This is a genomic window from Gilvimarinus polysaccharolyticus (assembly GCF_001187555.1).
In the GTDB taxonomy this organism is placed as follows: domain Bacteria; phylum Pseudomonadota; class Gammaproteobacteria; order Pseudomonadales; family Cellvibrionaceae; genus Gilvimarinus; species Gilvimarinus polysaccharolyticus.
In genome coordinates this window covers 1,191,399-1,209,461 of sequence record NZ_LFIJ01000002.1, presented here as the reverse complement: position 1 = coordinate 1,209,461, position 18,063 = coordinate 1,191,399, and the positions used below count along the sequence as shown (strand labels likewise).

Below are 18,063 nucleotides of genomic sequence, written 5' to 3'. Positions count from 1 at the left end.
CCCTTAAGCCGATAACCGCAACCGTCATTAAAAGGATAGCCGTATGTCCAGCCTCCCGTTAATCGTCGAACCTGCCGAGCTTTTGCCGTTGTTGGGTGAGTCAAACACACCTCTGATTGTGGATTTATCCAGCGAGGCGAATTACCGCCGTGGCCATATACCGGGCGCCGTGCATGTACCGCCACAAATGCTACTGTGCAATCGTCCACCCGCACCGGGGCGCATTGCGCCGGTCGAGCAGCTCAACCGTTTATTTACTTATTTAGGGCTAACACCCGACACTCACGTTATCGTGTACGACGACGAGGGCGGCGGCTGGGCCGGGCGTTTTATTTGGACGCTGGATATGATTGGCCACTCGCGCTACAGCTATTTAAACGGTGGCCTGCACGCGTGGTTAAGCGCTGAGCTGCCGGTTACCTCAGAGGTTGAAGACCCTCAATCCAAGCCCATCGAGGTGGAAATAAGCCCTAAACGATTGGTGGAAATTCCCGATATTTTAGCGGGACTCGAGAGCGACTCGATACAGATTTTAGATGCTCGCAGCCCCGCCGAGTACAGCGGCGAGAAAGTACTCACACAAAAAGCCGGGCATATCCCTGGGGCTATTAATGTTGAGTGGACGGAATTGATGGATCGCCACAACAGTTTGCGTATTCGCGCCGATGCCAGCGACTATTTAGCCAGCCGTGGTATTACCGGTGCCAAACGTATTGTCACCCACTGCCAAAGCCATCATCGCTCAGGCTTTACTTATTTAGTCGGTAAATCACTGGGGTTTGATATCGATGCTTATCATGGCTCTTGGTCTGAGTGGGGCAACCACCCAGACACCCCCGTCGAAGTATAGCGAGCGTCAGACAGGCTTACTGTTACGCTTTTAAAGGTTCGCAGTTACAACCTAACCTCTGGGGCTTTATTCGTCAGTATTTTGGTGTTTATCGCCACGCAACGGTGGCGCATCAGCTTTACACCGTTAACCGTATCGTCTATTACTTTTTAATTATGATGGGCGCTATAGGCGCGCTATCCGTGCTGGGGTTTCAACTCGACAAACTGGTTATTATCGGCAGTGCGCTCGGCATTGGCATCGGCCTTGGGCTGCAATCAATTGTTAATAATTTTGTCTCGGGCATTATTATTTTGTTAGAAAAATCCATTAAGGTGGGCGATTTTATCGAACTAGAATCGGGCCTGATGGGTGAGGTACAAGAGATAAAATTGCGCTCGACATTAATTCGCACCGCCGACAACGTCGATATTTTAATTCCCAGCTCCGAGTTTATCAGTGGTCATTTAATTAACTGGACGATGGAAGAAAATATTCGTCGTTTTCGTATCCCGCTTGGAGTGGCTTACGGCTCTAACAAAACCTTGGTGCGCGATTGTGTACTAAAAGCCGCCGCCAGTGTGAGCTATACCCTGAATGACGAAAAGCACAAGCCGGTGGTTTGGATGAGCGGCTTTGGCGACAGCAGTTTGAATTTTATGTTGGGTGTTTGGGTAGAACCGGCCGCGGTTAAACGGCCCACCCAGGTGACTTCCGATTACCTCTGGGCGATTGACGATGCCCTGCGCGAGGCCGGCATAGAGATTCCTTTTCCGCAGCGAGACTTACACCTTCGTTCAAGCGCGATTAGCTTTACACACGATACCGACACCAAGCCGCCCGCATCAAACTGAGCCGCGCATTTGCTCGGCAACAATTTGTAGTGAGTTAAGCTTATCTTGCGGTGCAAAGAAGCTGCTGGCAAAAATAAACTCATCGGCGCCAGTCTCTGCCGCCAACGCTTGCAATTTATTTTTAACCGTACTGGGGCTGCCCACAACGGCAACTTGATGAAAGTCGCGCACATGCTGCGCCTCTATCGGGCTCCACAAATCTTCCATCGATGCAACCGGCGGCCGTAATCGCAAGTGCTCGCCGCGCAACAACGCCAAAATACTTTGTTGTGCCGTGGTAAATAAATGCGCGGCCTGAGCATCGGTTGAGGCGGCAGCCACCGGCACCCCTATCGCGGCATAAGGTTTATCTAACACATCAGAAGGCTGAAACCCCGCGCGGTAAACGTGCAACGCCTCCATCATTAAACGCGGCGCAAAGTGCGAGGCAAAGGCAAACGGCAAACCTCGTTTAGCGGCCAGTTGCGCGCTGTACAAACTGGAGCCGAGTAGCCAAATGGGTACGTGACTACCCTGCCCTGGCACCGCAATAACATTTTGATTGGGCCGTGCATCGTCTAAAAAATACTGTAGCTCGGCCAACTGCTCGGGAAAATCATCGACTCCGCTGGTTAGATCGCGGCGCAGTGCTCGCATCGTTGCGCCATCGCTGCCGGGGGCGCGACCCACACCTAAATCAATACGGTCGGGATAAAGCGCCGCTAGTGTGCCAAAGTGTTCGGCGATAATAATAGGAGCGTGATTGGGCAGCATAATGCCGCCGGCCCCAACCCGAATTCGCTTGGTTGCGCCGGCAATATGGCCTATTAGCACGCTGGTAGCAGAGCTACCGATGCCGTCCATACTGTGGTGCTCGGCCAGCCAGTAACGTTGGTAGCCAAGTGCGTCGGCATGGCGTGCACTATCGACCATACCGGCATAGGCATCGCCATAACTGGCATCAATACGCGCATGGGCTAAATCCAGAACGGAATAAGCAATATCATTCAGGGACATAAAAGACTCCGACGTACAACTTTCGAGGGGCGCTCAGCATAACGCGCTATTACCAATGCTGGGTAAAAGATTCGTAAAGCGGATGACCTTTTTAGTCACCCGCAAACCGTGGTGGTACATGCATTAGGCTTTGGCTACATGGCTTCAGTGGCGGACAAACTTTACACTTAACCGAGCGCCACTCGTTATGCTTTTTATAGCCTCTTAGCCTTTAGACTTTTTTGACTTAATTCGATCGCCTTTCCAAACCATACGATACAAATCGTGTCGGCGATCTTTTAAGTTTTGCACAGTCCCGCTGTTGCGCGCCATCAAAAGTGACTCGGGGCGTAAGTCGGCAAACGCGACTGTCTCGACATTGGGTGTGGTATCAGCGGCAATACCATCGCGGGCAAAAGCAAAGTCGCAAGGGGTTAGAATACAACTTTGAGCGTACTGTATATCCATGTTGGCCACATTAGGTAAATTGCCAACATTACCCGACATAACCACATAAAATTGGTTTTCTACCGCGCGCGCTTGGCACGAGTAACGCACCCGTAAATAGCTTTGCCGCTCGTCGGTACAAAACGGGACAAACAAAAACTGCACACCTTGGTCTGCCAAGTGGCGTGCCAGCTCGGGGAACTCTGCGTCATAACAAATTAATACACCAATCGGGCCGCAATCGGTATCAATCGCCTCTAAGGTACTACCTCCTTCAATATTCCACCAATACACCTCGTTGGGCGTAGGGTGAATTTTGGGTTGTTCAAAGGTGCGGCCGTCGCGCAAAAATACGTAAGCGATGTTTTCAATGCGGCCGTTCTCTACTCGCGTTGGGTGCGAACCGGCAATAATATTAACGTTGTGATGCAACGCCATATCACGAAACGCTTCTTTTAAGCGCGGTGTGTATTTGGTTAGAGCCTCGATCGACTCGTGGGGCGATAGTTCCTGATCTTCAATCGACAAAAGCTGTAAAGTCATCAGCTCTGGAAATACAACAAAATCACTTTTGTAGTCGGCGACAACATCGACAAAATATTCTACGTATTTAATAAATTCATTAAACGAGCTAACCCGCCGCTGCATGTACTGCACTGTAGCCACACGCACGACATCGGGCATGCGCACGCCAAATTGTTTGGTGGGCAGATCATCGGCACCCGGCACATTAGGGTTTTCCCACTTCATGTGCGCCGCGTAACCCAGCGACTGGAGATCTTCGTCAAGGTAGTTAGGGATCACACCTATCAGCTCAAAACCATTGCGCAGCTGAAACGATAAGACCGGATCTTTGGCCTTTTTTTGCATCACCTGTTCGATGTAGTTTTCGGCTGTTTTAAACTTTTTCAAGCGCCGCCCTAAATTGGGTAAACGGCCAGCGAACACCACGCCTTGTAAGCCCAAAGATTGGCACAGCTTTTTACGCTCGTTATACAAGCGCTGACCAATACGATAACCGCGGTAATCATTGTCGATACACACCTCCATCCCATACAACCAGTCGCCGTTTATATCGTGCCGCGAGGCGTAGCCATTACCGGTAATCTCGACCCAGGTATGAGGCTTGAGGGCGATCTTGCCAGAGATACGGAACGTTGCGCTATAGCCCACAAGGACATCGCCAACCATGACGACGATCTGCCCCTGAGAGAAGTTGTTTATTTGCCCAACAATCGCCGAGCGAGGGTAAGCCCCCATACCCATTGGCGTATAAACTCGATCAGACAACTCTACGATCGAATCGACATCGGCCAAGGTGGCATTACGCACAGTAAGGTGCGCTTTGGGATCATCCAGTTTATTACTATGAGTGTTCGCCATGATTTACTATTACCTTGAGTGAACAATGCCGTGAATCTACATTGCGACACTTTAGAACAAAGTCCCTGTGTTATGCTACGGCGATTATCGTTTAGGTGTCGTCTTTTACGTATCGTCACTTGAGTCTTGCCAGCCAACCAGCATCACTGTAGCCGGAACCTTGCCATGCTCTCTCGCCGTTTAATTATCCTGACAACCTTATTGGTGGTTGGCTGCGCAACTATCGGCGCCTCTGGGCTGAACAAACACTTTGGCACACCTGAGCCACGCGAGGTCACAGCCGGCGCAGATACCGATCAGTATCAAACTCACATCCGGCCCTTGCTCGAAAAGCGCTGTACGGTTTGTCACGGTTGCTACGATGCGCCTTGCCAGCTAAAACTGGATTCTTACGAGGGCCTGCTACGCGGCGCCAATAAAAGTAAGGTGTACGATGGCACGCGCTTGCTAGGGGCCAATCTAACCCGCCTGTTTGAAGACGCCCAAACCACCAGCGCTTGGCGCAGTAAAGACTTCTTTCCTGTTATTAATGAGCGCATCAACACCCCCGAGGCAAACTTAAGCGCCGGTGTTATGGCGCGCACGCTAAGCCTTAAAAGCGCTCACCCACTACCGCTGACTCAAGTGTTGCCCGACACCTTTGATTTTTCGACCAAACGCAACCAACAGTGCCCCAAAATCGAGAGCTTTGATCGCTTTGCTGCCGACTACCCGCTGTGGGGTATGCCTTACGGCCTGCCAGGATTAGCCCAAAACGAACATAAACAGTTGATGGATTGGCTGGCACACGGCGCCGAGGGTGGGCCTGCGCGAGCAGTATCAGCCGATGTACTAGACGATATTGAGCGCTGGGAGACACTACTAAACGGTAATAGTCCGAAGCTGCGGTTGTTTGCGCGCTATATTTACGAGCATCTATTTATTGCCTCGGTACACCTTGGCGACAATACCGACGATTTATTCCGATTAGTGCGCTCATCGACCGCACCGGGCGAGCCGATCAAGCGTATCAGCACCCGCCGCCCCTTCGATGACCCAGCTGTGGCACGTGTGTACTACCGTTTTTGGCACGACCCTTCCAGCCGGTTAGCCAAAACCTACCTGCCCTATCAACTTGATGACGCCCGAATGCAGCGCTGGCGCGAGTGGTTTATTGCCGCCGACTACCAAGTAACGCAATTGCCAGGTTACAGCCCCGAAGTGTCGGCCAACCCATTTGTCAGTTTCCGGCAGATTCCGGTGCAATCGCGCTACAACTTTTTACTAGATGAAGCGCAATTTACCATCATGAATTTTATTAAAGGGCCGGTTTGCCGTGGGCAGGTGGCTTTAAACGTAATTCAAGATCATTTTTGGGTATTTTTTATTGCGCCAGAAGCCAGTAGTGTCGAGAGTGAAGGTGAATTTTTAGCCGATAACGGTGAGTTTTTACAAATGCCCGCCGAAGCCGGCAACACCTTGCTGCCATTAAATAATTGGTTAAAGTACGCCGGCTTACAGCAAGAATATTTAAAACGACGCGCCGAGCATATCAACGAGGTCATTGACGAGCACGGCACCGTAACGCTCGACAGTGTATGGGACGGCGACGGCCGCAACGACAACGCCGCATTAACCATCTTCCGCCACAATGACAGCGCCTCTGTGGTAAAGGGCTTAGTGGGACAACAACCTAAAACCGCCTGGCTAATTAACTACTCGCTGCTAGAGCGAATACACTATTTACTGGTGGCGGGGTTTGATGTCTATGGCAACGTTTCTCACCAACTATTAAGCCGCTTGTATATGGACTTTTTACGCATTGAAGGCGAAATGAACTTTGTCGCCTTTTTGCCGAAAAACTCGCAAGATGACGTTATCGACTATTGGTATCGTGGCGCCGAAGGTGAGATTAGTCACTTTCTAGATAACTACCTCAACCGCTTGCCGCCAGCTAAAGGGGTCGACTATCACAGCGACCAGCCAAAATCTGAGCTGCTTAGCCTGCTCGCGCAGCGGGTCGCTCCCGCCTACAAAAACAGCACGGCCTACCAACAATTAATGTGGCCTAAAGAGCAAACCCTCGCGTTTAACAAGTTGCAAAATATTACCGGTAAAGCCGCCAGCATTATGCCCGAGGCGAGTATTATTTTAACACCACAGGGCGAGCTTTTTAGCCTGCTACGCAACAGCGCCCACAGCAGCTTGACGTCTTTGTTGCGCGAGGACGCACACCGCCTACCCGGTGAAGATGGCTTAACCGTCACCGCCGGTATTATTGGCGCCTACCCCAATAGCTTTTGGCTGGTCGAGCACGATCAATTAAGCGAGTTTGTCACCGCTATTGGCAAGCTTAACGATATCAACGACTACCAACAGCTAAAAAGCCGTTATGGCATTAGCCGCTCTGACCCTAACTTTTGGCAAATTAGCGACCAAATTCTTGCGCTGTATCATCGTGATCAGCCGCAATCGGCCGGTTTGTTAGATTACAACCGGCTGGAAAACCGCTAACCTCGTGCAGCAATATATAATGCCTCAAGCAGTCACAGTGCATAAGCGTAGCGGAAGCTGGTAGCCGCTAAGCTCAGCCGGTAAAAGCCCCTACAAACACGCCCCCGAACAATGCTAAAGTGCACCCTATGACCTCGACACTACTGCCCGAAAAACCGCTATTGCTCTCGCCCTCTTTAGCCGCCACCATTGGCCTAGAAGAGGCGATTATGTTGTGTGCGCTGGGTGAGCTGGTGCTGCCTGGACAGGCACAAGATACCGTTTGCTTAAACGCCGCTGGTGCCGCCGAACGACTGGGCTTTTGGCGCCCCGAAGACGTACAACGGATTAGCAAAAACCTCCAGGAGCAAGGTTTAATCGAGCTGTTAAGCCCGCCGTTCACCTCAAGCGGTGAATTGCGGGTACGCTTAGCGGCCGGGGTAATCGCCGCACCAAGCGCCGCCGTTAACGCACCGATTGCGGCGCGGCGCCCAGCCCCCAGCCCGGCACTGCGCCAAAGTAATACCATTGGTGCCCAATGGCAGCCCGATTCCGAACTAATGGCACAAATTGCCCAATACAACATTCCCGATTATTTTATTCGGCAACAGCTGCCAGAGTTTGTTACTTATTGGCGTGAGCGCGGCGAATCCCATCACGCTTGGGGAGCCAAGTTTCTTAAGCATGTGGTGCGCCAGTGGCGTGAACACGAAACCGGCTTATTTAAGCGCGACCAAGACGTCGCGCTACAAGACAACTGGCGTCCATCGCCCGATGCCATGCAACTTTTGGTACGCAACGCCAATATCAACCAAGCGTTTGTAGAAGATGCCATACCCGAATTTGTATTGTATTGGCGCGAGCGTGGCGATGTAGGACGCACTTGGAACAGCAAGTTTATTCAACACGTAAAACGCCAATGGGCGCGTTACACCAGCGCACTGGAGCACGATACCGCGCCACAACGGATCGCCCCCGACTGGCAACCCAGCCGCGATGTTTACGATGTGCTCAAGCTGGCCAATATTAATTTAGATTTTGCTCGACAACAGGTCCCCGAGTTTGTTTTATTCTGGCGCGACAGTAACCAGCTTAACGCCTCTTGGAACACCAAATTCTTACAACACGTTAAACATCACTGGGCGCGTCAACACGCACTCAATGCTCAGCCGACACAGGTACATAACCATGCAGGACAGCAACAAACTACTGCAACAAGCGCAACGCGAGATCGAAGCCTCATCCAAGACCTCACCGACCGCAGCTGGGCCAGCTGAGAGCCACGCCGCGCCCAGTGATGCTCACATTGATGCACTCAATGAGGTGTTTGCGCTGTTTCGTATTAATTATCACAACCAGTACTACAAAGCTTACAGCGATGGTGCGGTACTTGGCCAAATCAAAAAACTGTGGCTAGAGTCACTGCAACGCTTTGAGCCAGATACCATCCGCCGTGGCGCACGCGAGGTGATAGAAACCTCCGAGTACCTTCCCACTTTAAATAAAATGATGGTGGCCTGTCAGGGTGACCCGCGTAAGCACGGTTTAAAAGATCCCCACGCCGCTTATGTCGAAGCCTGCCAAGCACCCTCACCCAAAACCACGTTTGCTTGGAGTCACCCAGCGGTGTATTACGCCGGTCGCGCCAGCGATTGGTACTTTCTAAGTAGCAGTACCGAACGGGCTGCCTTTCCGGTTTTTGAACAGCACTATAAACGTCTATGTGAGCGCGTTATTAATGGCGAAGAACTAGCCGCACCCGATACCCCAGCGCTACCCGAGAATATTGAGACACCTCTTAGCCGCGAAGAAAACCAGCTCCGTATGCAAGCTCTACGCGATTCATTAGATCTTTAATTAATAGCAACTAAATCACCTAGCAGCCTCGAGGTCGCGATGCCCCAGCAACGTAAATTTCAGCTACTGGCTGGCGCGCTGGCCCTTTATGCTTTGGCCACACTGTCGCTGGTTATGTTTTTCTCTCACAGCACTTACACCCCCACCGAACTGGGCAGCATTGAGGGCAGTACTTTATTGCCTAACATGCAGGACATTGCCGACATTCCCACTCGCAAGCAAACTTTTATTCAGTTAATTACCCCCATGATTGCACAAAAAAACAGCGCGCTATTAGAGGTGCGCAAGCTTGTGCTTGAGATGCAGGCAAGGCTCGCTCGCGGCGAAACCTTGACCCACGTGCAAAAAGGTCAACTGCAGCGTTTAGTGTTGCACTACAAGATTAAAAACAAAAAAAATGACAGCCAAAATGATTTGCAACAAGCATTAACAACGGCACAAAAAATTGAACAATTACTGTTGCGAATCGATGTAATTCCCGCCTCTATGGTGATCGCCCAAGCAGCGGCGGAATCGGGCTGGGGAACCTCTCGCTTTGCCCAACAGGCACAAAATTTATTTGGTCAGTGGTGCTACACCAAAGGCTGCGGCTTAATCCCCAAGCGCCGCTCAAAAGGTGCCGCACACGAGGTACGGAAATTTTCCAGCCTAGAACAAGCGGTTAACGCCTATTATCGCAATATTAACACCCATCGCACATACCGCGATGTACGCACACGCCGCGCGGCATTACGCCAAGCAGATAAGCGCATTGGCGGTCTGGCATTAATTCCTGGGTTAACGGGTTATTCTAGCCGCGGACAAGTTTACGTAGACGAGATCTCTGAGCTTATTAAATACAATAAACTCGACTCATTGGACACAGACTATTAACAGAAAGACGCTCTATAGACGACTAAAAAGACGAGCCGGGCTGCTGTAAAAAATCCAGCTCCGCTTTACTACTGGTTCGCCCCAGAATATCGTTACGATGCGGGTAGCGACCAAAACGCTTAATAATATCGCGATGCTGATGTTCAAATTTAAGATTATTGGCAAACCCCAATGCCGTAAAAAGTGTCACCGCATCATCGTGCACGGCTAGTTCTTCGCTGTGCATATATGGCATATATAAAAACATCCGTTGCTGGGCGGGCAGTTGTTGATCCCGTCCTTGCGCCACCAACTGCTGCGCCAAACACAATGCTTTAGCATCAAAGGCAAATGCTTGTGCCTTATCACGATATATATTACGTGAGAATTGATCTAACACGATTACCACCGCCAGCGCCTCACTGGTGCTTAACGTCGCCGCATCCAAAGGCTCATTCGCCAAACGTAGATGCAGCGATGCAAACCTTTGCGTAATATCAGCATCAAGCGTAGCACTTTTACGAAACCAATCAGCGGGCTTAAGGGTGTCAAACCAATAGGTTAATACAGAATCTAACTCTCGTGCTGCCATTGCCCTTGCTCTCCAGTAACAAACCACGGCTGCGAAAACCAATAATACCGACCATCGTCTGCCCGCGCCGTGCAATTGTAACGCGAGCGCCCAAACCTTAATACCTGCACCGGCTTAACGGTGACGATTTTATTGGCAACTGTTACAGGTAACTTATCCCCACCGTGATAACAGCTAAGGCGCATTGCCAATGCTGCATCGGCAAGTGTCAACTGCAACTGTGGTCGAGTACCGGCAGCCACGGTTGCCTCTGATAGCCGCTGCCCGTCGTCACCGATAAGCTGACGGCGCTTAATGGGTAATGCGCGCGCTTGCACTTTGGTTATAAAACTATCCATCTCGCCATAGTTGCCGCCCATAGGAAAGCGCGGCAGCGCTAATACATCTGAGTCGGGCCCCACGGCTCCTGAGTGCTGCCCAAAACCAATGTAGCCGAGCTGTTGTACCAAGCGCTCAAGTTTGGCATCGAACTCACCGTAGGGGTAAGCCAGTAATTTAACCGATTGGCCGGTATGGGCCTCAATTGCCTCTTCGGCACCGATGATCTCAGCCGCCATACGCTCACGCCACTCGGCTTCGGTTTCACCCTGCAATAAACGCTGCATAAAAGGATGAGTCACCGTGTGGTTGGCAATGGTAGCGCCCGCCTGTGTCATTTTTTTCAGCTCAGGCCACGTAACAAACTCTTGAAAATCACGATCAATAGGCGCGCTATTCACAAATACGGTAAAAGCAAAGCCGTATTCGCGTAACAACGCAAAGGCCGTGTCATACACCGAGCGATAACCATCATCAAAGGTAATGACAACTGTTTTGTCGTTGAGTGTTTTGCCATTTTTTAATCGAGCAATCAACTCGGGCAGTGCGATAACATCAAACTGATGCTCGGAGAGATAACTTAAATGCTGCTTAAAGCGCTCGACACTGGTCGATGTGGAGCTGGGGGCCTGATCGCTAACATGGTGATACTGTAAAATAACCGCGGCCATTACCGGCACGCTTAGCAGCCAACCGATGTTGGCGAGCAGCATGATGCGAAGTAGCTTTACAAGCATAACAACACCCCAATATTAGATTTAGTGTGCAGCGCCTATAACGATGGGCAGGCCGACATTTTCACATCCACACTGGTTTCGCAGTGCCATTCTATTAAGGTAAAGCCTTTACTAATCTCTGGCGTTAACTCAATAAACTGCCCAGCCGAAAACTTTCCGGCATTTAATTCGGCGTAAATAACACCGGGAGCTTGCATCTGTAACGCCGACAAGTAAGCGCTGCTTTGCACTGTCTCGGAGGTGATTCCGAGTACACTGATCGATGCCGGCATCACTCCGCGCATCTGATAATATTCGGCCACCATCGTTTTCACGATGCTAAGCTCGCTTAATGCTGCAACAAAATTTGTTTGGCGTAATAGCTGCTGTTCTGCCCAGTTCGTCGCTGTTGGCGACGGCTGCGGCGCAGATGATGGCGCATTATTGTCAGCGGGAATTGTATCGCGATTTATCGCCAAAGCTTGACGTAAATGATCGTCATTTAAGGCATTAGCCGCTGCTGCCATAAAGCTCTCTCGCATAACCGACTGTAAATTCACATCCATATTTATTTGGGTCGCCGCAGAGCCTTCGGTAATAATGGAGAATAATGGCTCGCCATTTGGTGTATCACTTAACTGCCAACGCACTTTAAGCCAGCCATTGGCAATTTTAAATTTAGGCATCATCATTTCTTTTAGCTCTGACGAGCTACTACTGGATGCACCATCAGCGCGGCAAGTGGCAATATCAAAATCTATTATTTGTGCGCGCAAATACCGCGCCGCGGTGGCATCAACGTTGGCACCCGTATAGTGTCCTGCACGATACAAGCTCGTGTGCCCTAACCTACGAATTGCACGAAACATATCTACCTGCAGCTGTTCCGGCGTACGTACAACACTTGGCAAACGTGTAAACAAAGCCTCTAAACGCAATGCCGTAGGTGATACACAGTCGCCACCAAAGTAAAACCGAGCGGCCGATTTTGAATTGTTAAGCAGCGCCTCGCTGTACTCAAACTGCGCGACGATTAACGGATAAAGAGGTGGCACAAAAAGTGCCGGTTTGGCTGTCTCGATCATCTTCGGGGCTGGCATTGTGCCAACATCTATCGACTGTAAAACAGCGTTTTTATCTGTAGCTTGATCGGAGTAATGAACTCGGCCATTAGCATCCGTCCAGCTATAGATTTGCGCTTGAGCCACGGAGGCATTCAATAATGCGATCAACAATCCCAAACCAATCCAAATACGCACAGGATCCCCTTATTATTCTGTCACGACAAAACGCAAGCCAATACCCTCAGGTTCGGCGCGTACGACCTCCATCTCAAGGATTGGGGCATCGTCCATCAATCCCTGAACCTGCCCGGTGACGAAAGAGCCAATCGGAGGTGCCTGGGCTGGGTCGAGCAGCACAAAAACCCCGCCATCCGATAGATCGCGAGTTTTTACCAGCATTTCGCCAAGCTCAGCGTGAACAATTTTAATTCTGCAAGCTATTGGCGTACGTAAATGTTCTCGTTTATCACTCACTGTCAGCTCCCAGTGTTTTCTTATTCTTGTTAAGGGTAGTGTTATTCACTACTGCTTTTCACTAACCGCTAAGCGATCTACCTTTTGAAATCCGCGCGGCAATTTATTGCCGCGGCGTCCACGCTCACCTCGGTAATGCTCTAGGTCTGACGGCTTTAAAGTGAGATGTCGTTTGCCCGAGTAAACCGTCAACGACTGCTCTGCCGATAAAGTTACAATCCCCAAAGCAAACTCCTCACGCGCCTGTACACGAGCGGCGGGAATATTAATAATTTTATTACCCTTGCCCCGCGCTAAACGGGGCAGCTCAACAACAGGAAACAACAGTAACCGCCCTTCGTTGCTCACTGCGGCTACCCAATCATTTTCAGGATCAAGCACCACCGATGGCGCTAACACTTCTGCGCCTTTAGGTAAGGTTATCGCGTTTTTACCGGCACGATTTTTACTGTACAGATCGGAAAGTGAAGCAATAAAACCATAACCGCCATCACTGGCCAATAAGATAGACTGATCATCTCCGCCCATCAGCAGGCCTTCAAAAGTTGCACCGTTAGGAGGGTTTAAACGGCCACTAAGTGGATCCCCCTGTCCCCGAGCTGAAGGCAAAGTGTGCGCGGCTATGGCGTAGCTGCGCCCTGTTGAATCCAACAAAATAACTTGCTGATTAGACTTACCTAACACCACTAATTTAAAGTGGTCTCCGGCTTTATAGTTGAGTGATTCGGGGTCAATGTCGTGACCTTTAGCTGCGCGAATCCATCCTTTATCCGACACCACAACAGTGACAGGATCGGCCCCCACCAACTCGGACTCACTAAACGCTTGAGCTTCTTTACGCGTCACAATGGGGGCGCGGCGGTCATCGCCAAACTCATCAGCCACCTGCTTTAACTCTTTGCGAATTAAGGTTTTTAAGCGGGCCGATGACGCCAAGATTTTTTCAAGCTCGGCACGCTCTTTTTCGAGCTTTTGCTGCTCCTCAAGAATCCGCATTTCTTCTAGTCGTGCCAGCTGGCGCAACTTAGTTTCTAGAATATACTCGGCTTGCATCTCGACCAAATTAAAACGCTCGATCAAAACCGCTTTAGGGCGGTCTTCTTCACGAATAATCCGGATCACTTCATCGACGTTAAGATACACGATCATCAATGCCGCCAACCGCAATAGACGCTCTTCGACCTTTTGCAACCGGTACTCTAAACGCCTGCGCACAGTATCCGTACGAAAGGCGAGCCATTCGGATAGAATTTTTTGCAGATTTTTAACTTGTGGTCGACCATCAACACCGATCATATTCATATTAATACGATAGGTTTTTTCGAGATCGGTAGAGGCAAACAAGTGCTGCATTAGCTGCTCACAATCAACTCGATTAGAGCGCGGCGTAATGATTAGTCGAGTCGGGTTTTCGTGATCAGATTCATCGCGCAAATCGGCCACCATAGGCAGTTTTTTAGCCTGCATTTGCGCCGCTATTTGCTCTAAAATTTTTGCTCCGCTGACCTGATGTGGCAAGGCCGTGACGACCACATCACCAGTGTCTTTTTCTCGCGTGTAAATCGCGCGCATACGCAAACTGCCACGCCCGGTGCGATACATCGTTTTAATGTCGTCTCGCGAGGTAATAATTTCTGCCTCGGTAGGCATATCTGGACCGTGTACAAACTCACACAGCTCGGCGACATCGGCCTTCGGATTGTCCAACAAATGAATACAAGCGGCCACCACCTCGCGTAAATTGTGCGGTGGTATATCGGTAGCCATCCCCACAGCTATGCCGGTGGTGCCGTTAAGTAAAATATTGGGCACACGTGCAGGGAAAACCTCGGGCTCTTCCATAGTGCCGTCAAAATTGGGCCGCCAATTTACGGTGCCTTGGCCTAACTCTTCCAGTAAAACATCGGCGTAGCGCGTTAATTTTGATTCTGTGTAACGCATGGCCGCGAATGATTTTGGATCGTCTGGAGCACCCCAGTTGCCCTGCCCGTCAACCAACGGATAGCGGTATGTGAATGGCTGGGCCATAATCACCATCGCCTCGTAGGCGGCCGAGTCACCGTGCGGGTGAAACTTACCAATAACGTCACCGACCGTACGCGCCGATTTTTTATACTTGGCGGTAGACTTAAGACCCAGCTCACTCATGGCATAAATAATACGCCGTTGCACAGGCTTTAAGCCGTCGCCTACATGAGGTAACGCACGGTCGAGAATAACGTACATGGAGTAATCGAGATATGCTTTCTCGGCGTACTCTTTGAGGGAGATAAACTCTTCTGCCTCAGAAAATTGAGTGTGTTCAGACATTTTTTATCCTGATTAATCGCGCATTAAACATTAGTTTAAGGCTGCGCCTACATCGATTCAAACTTCACCTCTCCCGACTCATTAAGACGAATCGAGGGGGTATAATGGCCAGTATCAAGCTTGGCAGAAAACTCATACGCAACGACTTGACCTGCGCCGTTGCGCTGCAGCGAATGAGCTAACCGCACTAGCGCCACAATATTGGCAGACAACTCCAGCTCTAATGGCGTATCACTATATGCTTTAAGTACCGGAACGTTGGCGCTTACGCCATTTAACAAATCATAGCCTTGCAAGGCTAAATTGTACGACATACCGGTAATAATTAAGTCGTCAGGGTTGGGGTTGGTCACCCGTAAACGCAAGCCTAAACGCGGGGCCAACTCACCCGCCGCCGCAGGCAACAAGCGCAATCCGGTGATATTAACCTGCGGCGGGGTAAAGCCCGGCCGCAAACTGGCACAACTGGCCAGTAGCAACAAACTTATAATACTCAGCAGACGAGCAAAGCCAAGGGGGCGAACAATAATGGCCATTCAGTGGCTCCTAGGTGCAGACTAGTCAATATCAGCTAGACTACAGGTATTATTAATACGGCTTAGTCATCGCGCCGCCTGTGGCATTATGATTAAATCGACGCTGGAATCAAGGCAAACCCAATAAGGCGACGGTAGCAGACTAAAGTGCCACTCAAAGCTTTTTGTGACGGGCGTCACACTAGCGAACTACCCACCTATGATGTAATCGAGACTTAATATTTTAACAAAGCCAACGCAGAGAATTTTATGTCGCAACACAACACTCACCATAAAACACTATTGGGCACCCGAGAGTTGCGTTTCCACAACCGACAAGAGTCGATCTACCCTAATTTAATGCGTTTTTGTCTCGATTTTAAATTTAAAGTATTGCAGCTGCTTTTTAGCCCACCCGATAGTAACGCGGCCCCCATAAAAGTCGTTATTATGACTCGCGCCGATTACAGTGGCGACCCCAGCAGCGCCATTACCCCAGCCTTTACCAGCCTCGACCAGCTAGAGCGCTACATGGCCGCCCATCAAGTAGATATTCTGCACGATTACCTGTTTGACGTGGACAATCTCAATGGCAGCCAACAACAGGCAGGCTAACAGCTTACTTTTAACACATTTTAGCCAAGCTCTTGTTCGAACTCTGCTAACAAGTCTAGCGGCTCCCACTCCTCGCCTTCCATCGCCTCGTTCCAGTTGATGCCAACCAAGGTGACATCTTCGTGCATTCCGGGCAACCAATCCTCTAGCAGCTCTTCTAGGGCGATAGGCAGCGCTTGGTAACTTTGCCACTCATCCACGCAGTGCAGCGCGGCCAGCTCTCGTGACGACCACAGTGGCATCACATCAATATCGTCGCGTTTTTCAGAGCCGCACAGAGCCCAACCGTCGGGGCCCTCTAGCCCCCAAACGCACCCTGTTGCGATTGCCTCAACAATAAAGCGATCTGCGTTCTCTTCAAAATCGTCCGATAATGGTTCCATGGTGTTTATCTCTCGTAAGGCGGTAATATCAGGCGGTGACCCTCGTCGCGTAGCCAAGTACGCAAACGTTGGTAATCTGGGCAAATAGTATGAACGTGAAGCCAAAACGCGCGACTATGATTATGGTGACGCAAATGACTAACCTCGTGAGCTACAAGATAATCCACCACAGGCGCAGGAGCCAGCACTATTTGCCAGTTGTACTGGATGCGCCCATCAAAGGTGCAGTGCCCCCACTTTGAACGTGTGGCACGGACACTCACGCTGTGACAAACAAGCCCCGTAGAGTCACATAACTGCTGAGTTTTTGCGGTCAATACGCGCAGCGCCTCGTGCCGATACCACTGATTAACAGCCTGGGCAGCTTGCTCCGCAACGCTTTTATCACTACGTGCCGACCAACACACCTGCAATGTTGCGCCCTCGCGCCTACAACTGGCTCGCACACCTTGCGTCACTTCGAGTATTAACTCTGCGCCCAAGTAAGGTAGGCACTCACCGGCTTGGTACTGGTAGCGCGGACGCGCAGCTATACGTTGTTGCTGTTGGAGTAGCTTGGCGTCTATCCAAGTACGCTTAGCCTGCAGCATCGCCAGTAAATCTCGACGAGCAACGCCTTTAGGAGCGAGCACACGTACCTGCCCCTCGCGCACCTCAATACTCACCGTACGACGCCGTGCACTCAACTGGTAAGCTACAGGCCAAGGCAAGACAGATCGATCAGCCAAAGTTTTTATCCGCCACAAAAGGGTTGTGGGCACGCTCGTGAGCAAAAGTCGACATTGGCCCATGCCCCGGAACAAAACGAATGTCATCACCTAACGGCCAAAGCTTAGTGGTGATCGATCGCACCAACGTAGCGTGATCGCCACGGGGAAAGTCCGAACGCCCTACCGCACCTTTAAACAACACGTCCCCCACAAAGGCCAAACGAGCTTCGCTGTCGACCAAGACAACATGACCAGGAGTGTGACCGGGGCAGTGATGCACCTGAAGCGAGCAGTGCCCGACGCTTATCACATCGTCTTCGGTCAGAAACTGAGTAGGCGTGACTGTTTGCGGCACCTGATCAAAACCCATCATTTGGGCTTGTCTATCCAGTATCTCAAGCCAAAAAGTATCGTCGACGTGAGGGCCGACTATAGGCACCTGATAATACTCTGCCAGAGCTGTTGCCGCGCCTACGTGATCCAGATGACCGTGAGTAAGCAAAATCTTTGTGACTCGAACCCCCGCTTGCGCCACAACCAGCTTAATACGCTCCGGTTCACCGCCTGGGTCAACCAGTGCGGCCTCGCGTGTTTGATCGCACCAGATTAACGAGCAATTTTGCTGATAATGCGTTACGGGAATAATTTGAAACTGAAGCACACAAACCTCAACATTGATAATAAAAGCGATAATAGC

18 protein-coding genes are annotated in these 18,063 nt (G+C 50.6%); 7 read left to right on the top strand and 11 right to left on the bottom strand.

Annotation, left to right across the window (positions count from 1 at the left end):
* Positions 1-43 precede the first annotated feature (43 nt).
* Together GILYN3_RS13815 and GILYN3_RS13810 are read left to right on the top strand one after the other, a co-directional pair.
* Positions 44-850: a sulfurtransferase gene (locus GILYN3_RS13815; RefSeq protein WP_049723538.1), complete on the top strand. Its 807-nt coding sequence runs from the start codon at positions 44-46 to the stop codon at positions 848-850.
* 104 nt (positions 851-954) lie between these two features.
* Complete coding sequence (locus GILYN3_RS13810; RefSeq protein WP_049723537.1) at positions 955-1,683, top strand: mechanosensitive ion channel family protein; 729 nt, start codon at positions 955-957, stop codon at positions 1,681-1,683.
* Here the strand turns inward: GILYN3_RS13810 and GILYN3_RS13805 are convergent.
* The gene (locus GILYN3_RS13805; protein WP_049723536.1) at positions 1,675-2,679 is read right to left on the bottom strand and encodes an LLM class flavin-dependent oxidoreductase; all 1,005 of its coding nucleotides are present in this window, start codon (positions 2,677-2,679) and stop codon (positions 1,675-1,677) included. The genes GILYN3_RS13810 and GILYN3_RS13805 overlap by 9 nt on opposite strands.
* A gap of 204 nt (positions 2,680-2,883) precedes the next feature.
* On the bottom strand, positions 2,884-4,488 hold the full coding sequence (locus tag GILYN3_RS13800; RefSeq protein ID WP_049723535.1) for a carbon-nitrogen hydrolase family protein: 1,605 nt from the start codon (positions 4,486-4,488) through the stop codon (positions 2,884-2,886).
* Positions 4,489-4,653: 165 nt separating this feature from the next.
* Between GILYN3_RS13800 and GILYN3_RS13795 the strand changes: the two genes are divergently transcribed.
* The 4 genes from GILYN3_RS13795 (at position 4,654) to GILYN3_RS13780 (ending at position 9,690) form a co-directional block, all read left to right on the top strand.
* Positions 4,654-6,981 carry a fatty acid cis/trans isomerase gene (locus GILYN3_RS13795; RefSeq protein ID WP_049723534.1) on the top strand — a complete coding sequence of 776 codons (2,328 nt, stop codon included), beginning with the start codon at positions 4,654-4,656 and terminating at the stop codon, positions 6,979-6,981.
* Between the two features lie 128 nt (positions 6,982-7,109).
* On the top strand, positions 7,110-8,237 hold the full coding sequence (locus GILYN3_RS13790) for a DnaT-like ssDNA-binding domain-containing protein (RefSeq protein WP_049723533.1): 1,128 nt from the start codon (positions 7,110-7,112) through the stop codon (positions 8,235-8,237).
* The gene (locus tag GILYN3_RS13785; protein ID WP_049723532.1) at positions 8,149-8,817 is read left to right on the top strand and encodes a replication protein P; all 669 of its coding nucleotides are present in this window, start codon (positions 8,149-8,151) and stop codon (positions 8,815-8,817) included. Before GILYN3_RS13790 ends, GILYN3_RS13785 begins: the two co-directional genes overlap by 89 nt.
* 39 nt (positions 8,818-8,856) lie before the next feature.
* Positions 8,857-9,690 (top strand): glucosaminidase domain-containing protein, encoded by an 834-nt coding sequence (locus GILYN3_RS13780; RefSeq protein WP_049723531.1) that lies wholly within the window; start codon positions 8,857-8,859, stop codon positions 9,688-9,690.
* Between the two features lie 22 nt (positions 9,691-9,712).
* Here the strand turns inward: GILYN3_RS13780 and GILYN3_RS13775 are convergent, their stop codons facing one another.
* From GILYN3_RS13775 to GILYN3_RS13750, 6 genes are read right to left on the bottom strand one after another with little or no spacing between them, the layout of a single operon-like run.
* On the bottom strand, positions 9,713-10,261 hold the full coding sequence (locus GILYN3_RS13775; RefSeq protein WP_049723530.1) for a DUF924 family protein: 549 nt from the start codon (positions 10,259-10,261) through the stop codon (positions 9,713-9,715).
* Positions 10,243-11,316, bottom strand: a complete 1,074-nt coding sequence (locus GILYN3_RS13770; protein WP_049723529.1) for a polysaccharide deacetylase family protein — start codon at positions 11,314-11,316, stop codon at positions 10,243-10,245. The genes GILYN3_RS13775 and GILYN3_RS13770 overlap by 19 nt, the downstream gene beginning before the upstream one ends.
* A 35-nt stretch (positions 11,317-11,351) precedes the next feature.
* A complete protein-coding gene (locus GILYN3_RS13765) occupies positions 11,352-12,554 on the bottom strand; it encodes a DUF4124 domain-containing protein (protein ID WP_049723528.1) in 1,203 nt (400 codons plus the stop codon).
* A gap of 12 nt (positions 12,555-12,566) precedes the next feature.
* Positions 12,567-12,833: a PilZ domain-containing protein gene (locus GILYN3_RS13760; protein ID WP_049723527.1), complete on the bottom strand. Its 267-nt coding sequence runs from the start codon at positions 12,831-12,833 to the stop codon at positions 12,567-12,569.
* 48 nt (positions 12,834-12,881) lie between these two features.
* Positions 12,882-15,143, bottom strand: a complete 2,262-nt coding sequence (gene parC / locus GILYN3_RS13755; protein WP_049723526.1) for a DNA topoisomerase IV subunit A — start codon at positions 15,141-15,143, stop codon at positions 12,882-12,884.
* Positions 15,144-15,190: 47 nt separating this feature from the next.
* Positions 15,191-15,679: an LEA type 2 family protein gene (locus GILYN3_RS13750; RefSeq protein ID WP_049723525.1), complete on the bottom strand. Its 489-nt coding sequence runs from the start codon at positions 15,677-15,679 to the stop codon at positions 15,191-15,193.
* Positions 15,680-15,928: 249 nt separating this feature from the next.
* On the opposite strand from GILYN3_RS13750, the gene GILYN3_RS13745 reads away from it, so the two are divergent.
* Complete coding sequence (locus GILYN3_RS13745; RefSeq protein WP_049723524.1) at positions 15,929-16,273, top strand: hypothetical protein; 345 nt, start codon at positions 15,929-15,931, stop codon at positions 16,271-16,273.
* A gap of 20 nt (positions 16,274-16,293) precedes the next feature.
* On the opposite strand, the gene GILYN3_RS13740 is transcribed toward GILYN3_RS13745, so the two are convergent.
* From GILYN3_RS13740 to GILYN3_RS13730, 3 genes are read right to left on the bottom strand one after another with little or no spacing between them, the layout of a single operon-like run.
* Positions 16,294-16,656, bottom strand: coding sequence for a DUF2750 domain-containing protein (locus GILYN3_RS13740; RefSeq protein WP_049723523.1), 363 nt, complete (start codon positions 16,654-16,656; stop codon positions 16,294-16,296).
* Between the two features lie 5 nt (positions 16,657-16,661).
* Positions 16,662-17,384: a M48 family metallopeptidase gene (locus tag GILYN3_RS13735; RefSeq protein ID WP_232305599.1), complete on the bottom strand. Its 723-nt coding sequence runs from the start codon at positions 17,382-17,384 to the stop codon at positions 16,662-16,664.
* On the bottom strand, positions 17,377-18,027 hold the full coding sequence (locus tag GILYN3_RS13730; protein ID WP_049723967.1) for an MBL fold metallo-hydrolase: 651 nt from the start codon (positions 18,025-18,027) through the stop codon (positions 17,377-17,379). Before GILYN3_RS13730 ends, GILYN3_RS13735 begins: the two co-directional genes overlap by 8 nt.
* Between the last annotated feature and the right edge of the window lie 36 nt (positions 18,028-18,063).

Excerpts from the sequence above, each read along its gene's own strand:
- GILYN3_RS13815 (WP_049723538.1), top strand. The coding sequence starts at position 44 with ATGTCCAGCCTCCCGTTAATCGTCGAACCTGCCGAGCTTTTGCCGTTG.
- GILYN3_RS13805 (WP_049723536.1), bottom strand. The coding sequence starts at position 2,679 with ATGTCCCTGAATGATATTGCTTATTCCGTTCTGGATTTAGCCCATGCG.
- GILYN3_RS13800 (WP_049723535.1), bottom strand. The coding sequence starts at position 4,488 with ATGGCGAACACTCATAGTAATAAACTGGATGATCCCAAAGCGCACCTT.
- GILYN3_RS13795 (WP_049723534.1), top strand. The coding sequence starts at position 4,654 with ATGCTCTCTCGCCGTTTAATTATCCTGACAACCTTATTGGTGGTTGGC.
- GILYN3_RS13790 (WP_049723533.1), top strand. The coding sequence starts at position 7,110 with ATGACCTCGACACTACTGCCCGAAAAACCGCTATTGCTCTCGCCCTCT.
- GILYN3_RS13785 (WP_049723532.1), top strand. The coding sequence starts at position 8,149 with ATGCAGGACAGCAACAAACTACTGCAACAAGCGCAACGCGAGATCGAA.
- GILYN3_RS13780 (WP_049723531.1), top strand. The coding sequence starts at position 8,857 with ATGCCCCAGCAACGTAAATTTCAGCTACTGGCTGGCGCGCTGGCCCTT.
- GILYN3_RS13775 (WP_049723530.1), bottom strand. The coding sequence starts at position 10,261 with ATGGCAGCACGAGAGTTAGATTCTGTATTAACCTATTGGTTTGACACC.
- GILYN3_RS13770 (WP_049723529.1), bottom strand. The coding sequence starts at position 11,316 with ATGCTTGTAAAGCTACTTCGCATCATGCTGCTCGCCAACATCGGTTGG.
- parC (WP_049723526.1), bottom strand. The coding sequence starts at position 15,143 with ATGTCTGAACACACTCAATTTTCTGAGGCAGAAGAGTTTATCTCCCTC.
- GILYN3_RS13750 (WP_049723525.1), bottom strand. The coding sequence starts at position 15,679 with ATGGCCATTATTGTTCGCCCCCTTGGCTTTGCTCGTCTGCTGAGTATT.
- GILYN3_RS13745 (WP_049723524.1), top strand. The coding sequence starts at position 15,929 with ATGTCGCAACACAACACTCACCATAAAACACTATTGGGCACCCGAGAG.
- GILYN3_RS13740 (WP_049723523.1), bottom strand. The coding sequence starts at position 16,656 with ATGGAACCATTATCGGACGATTTTGAAGAGAACGCAGATCGCTTTATT.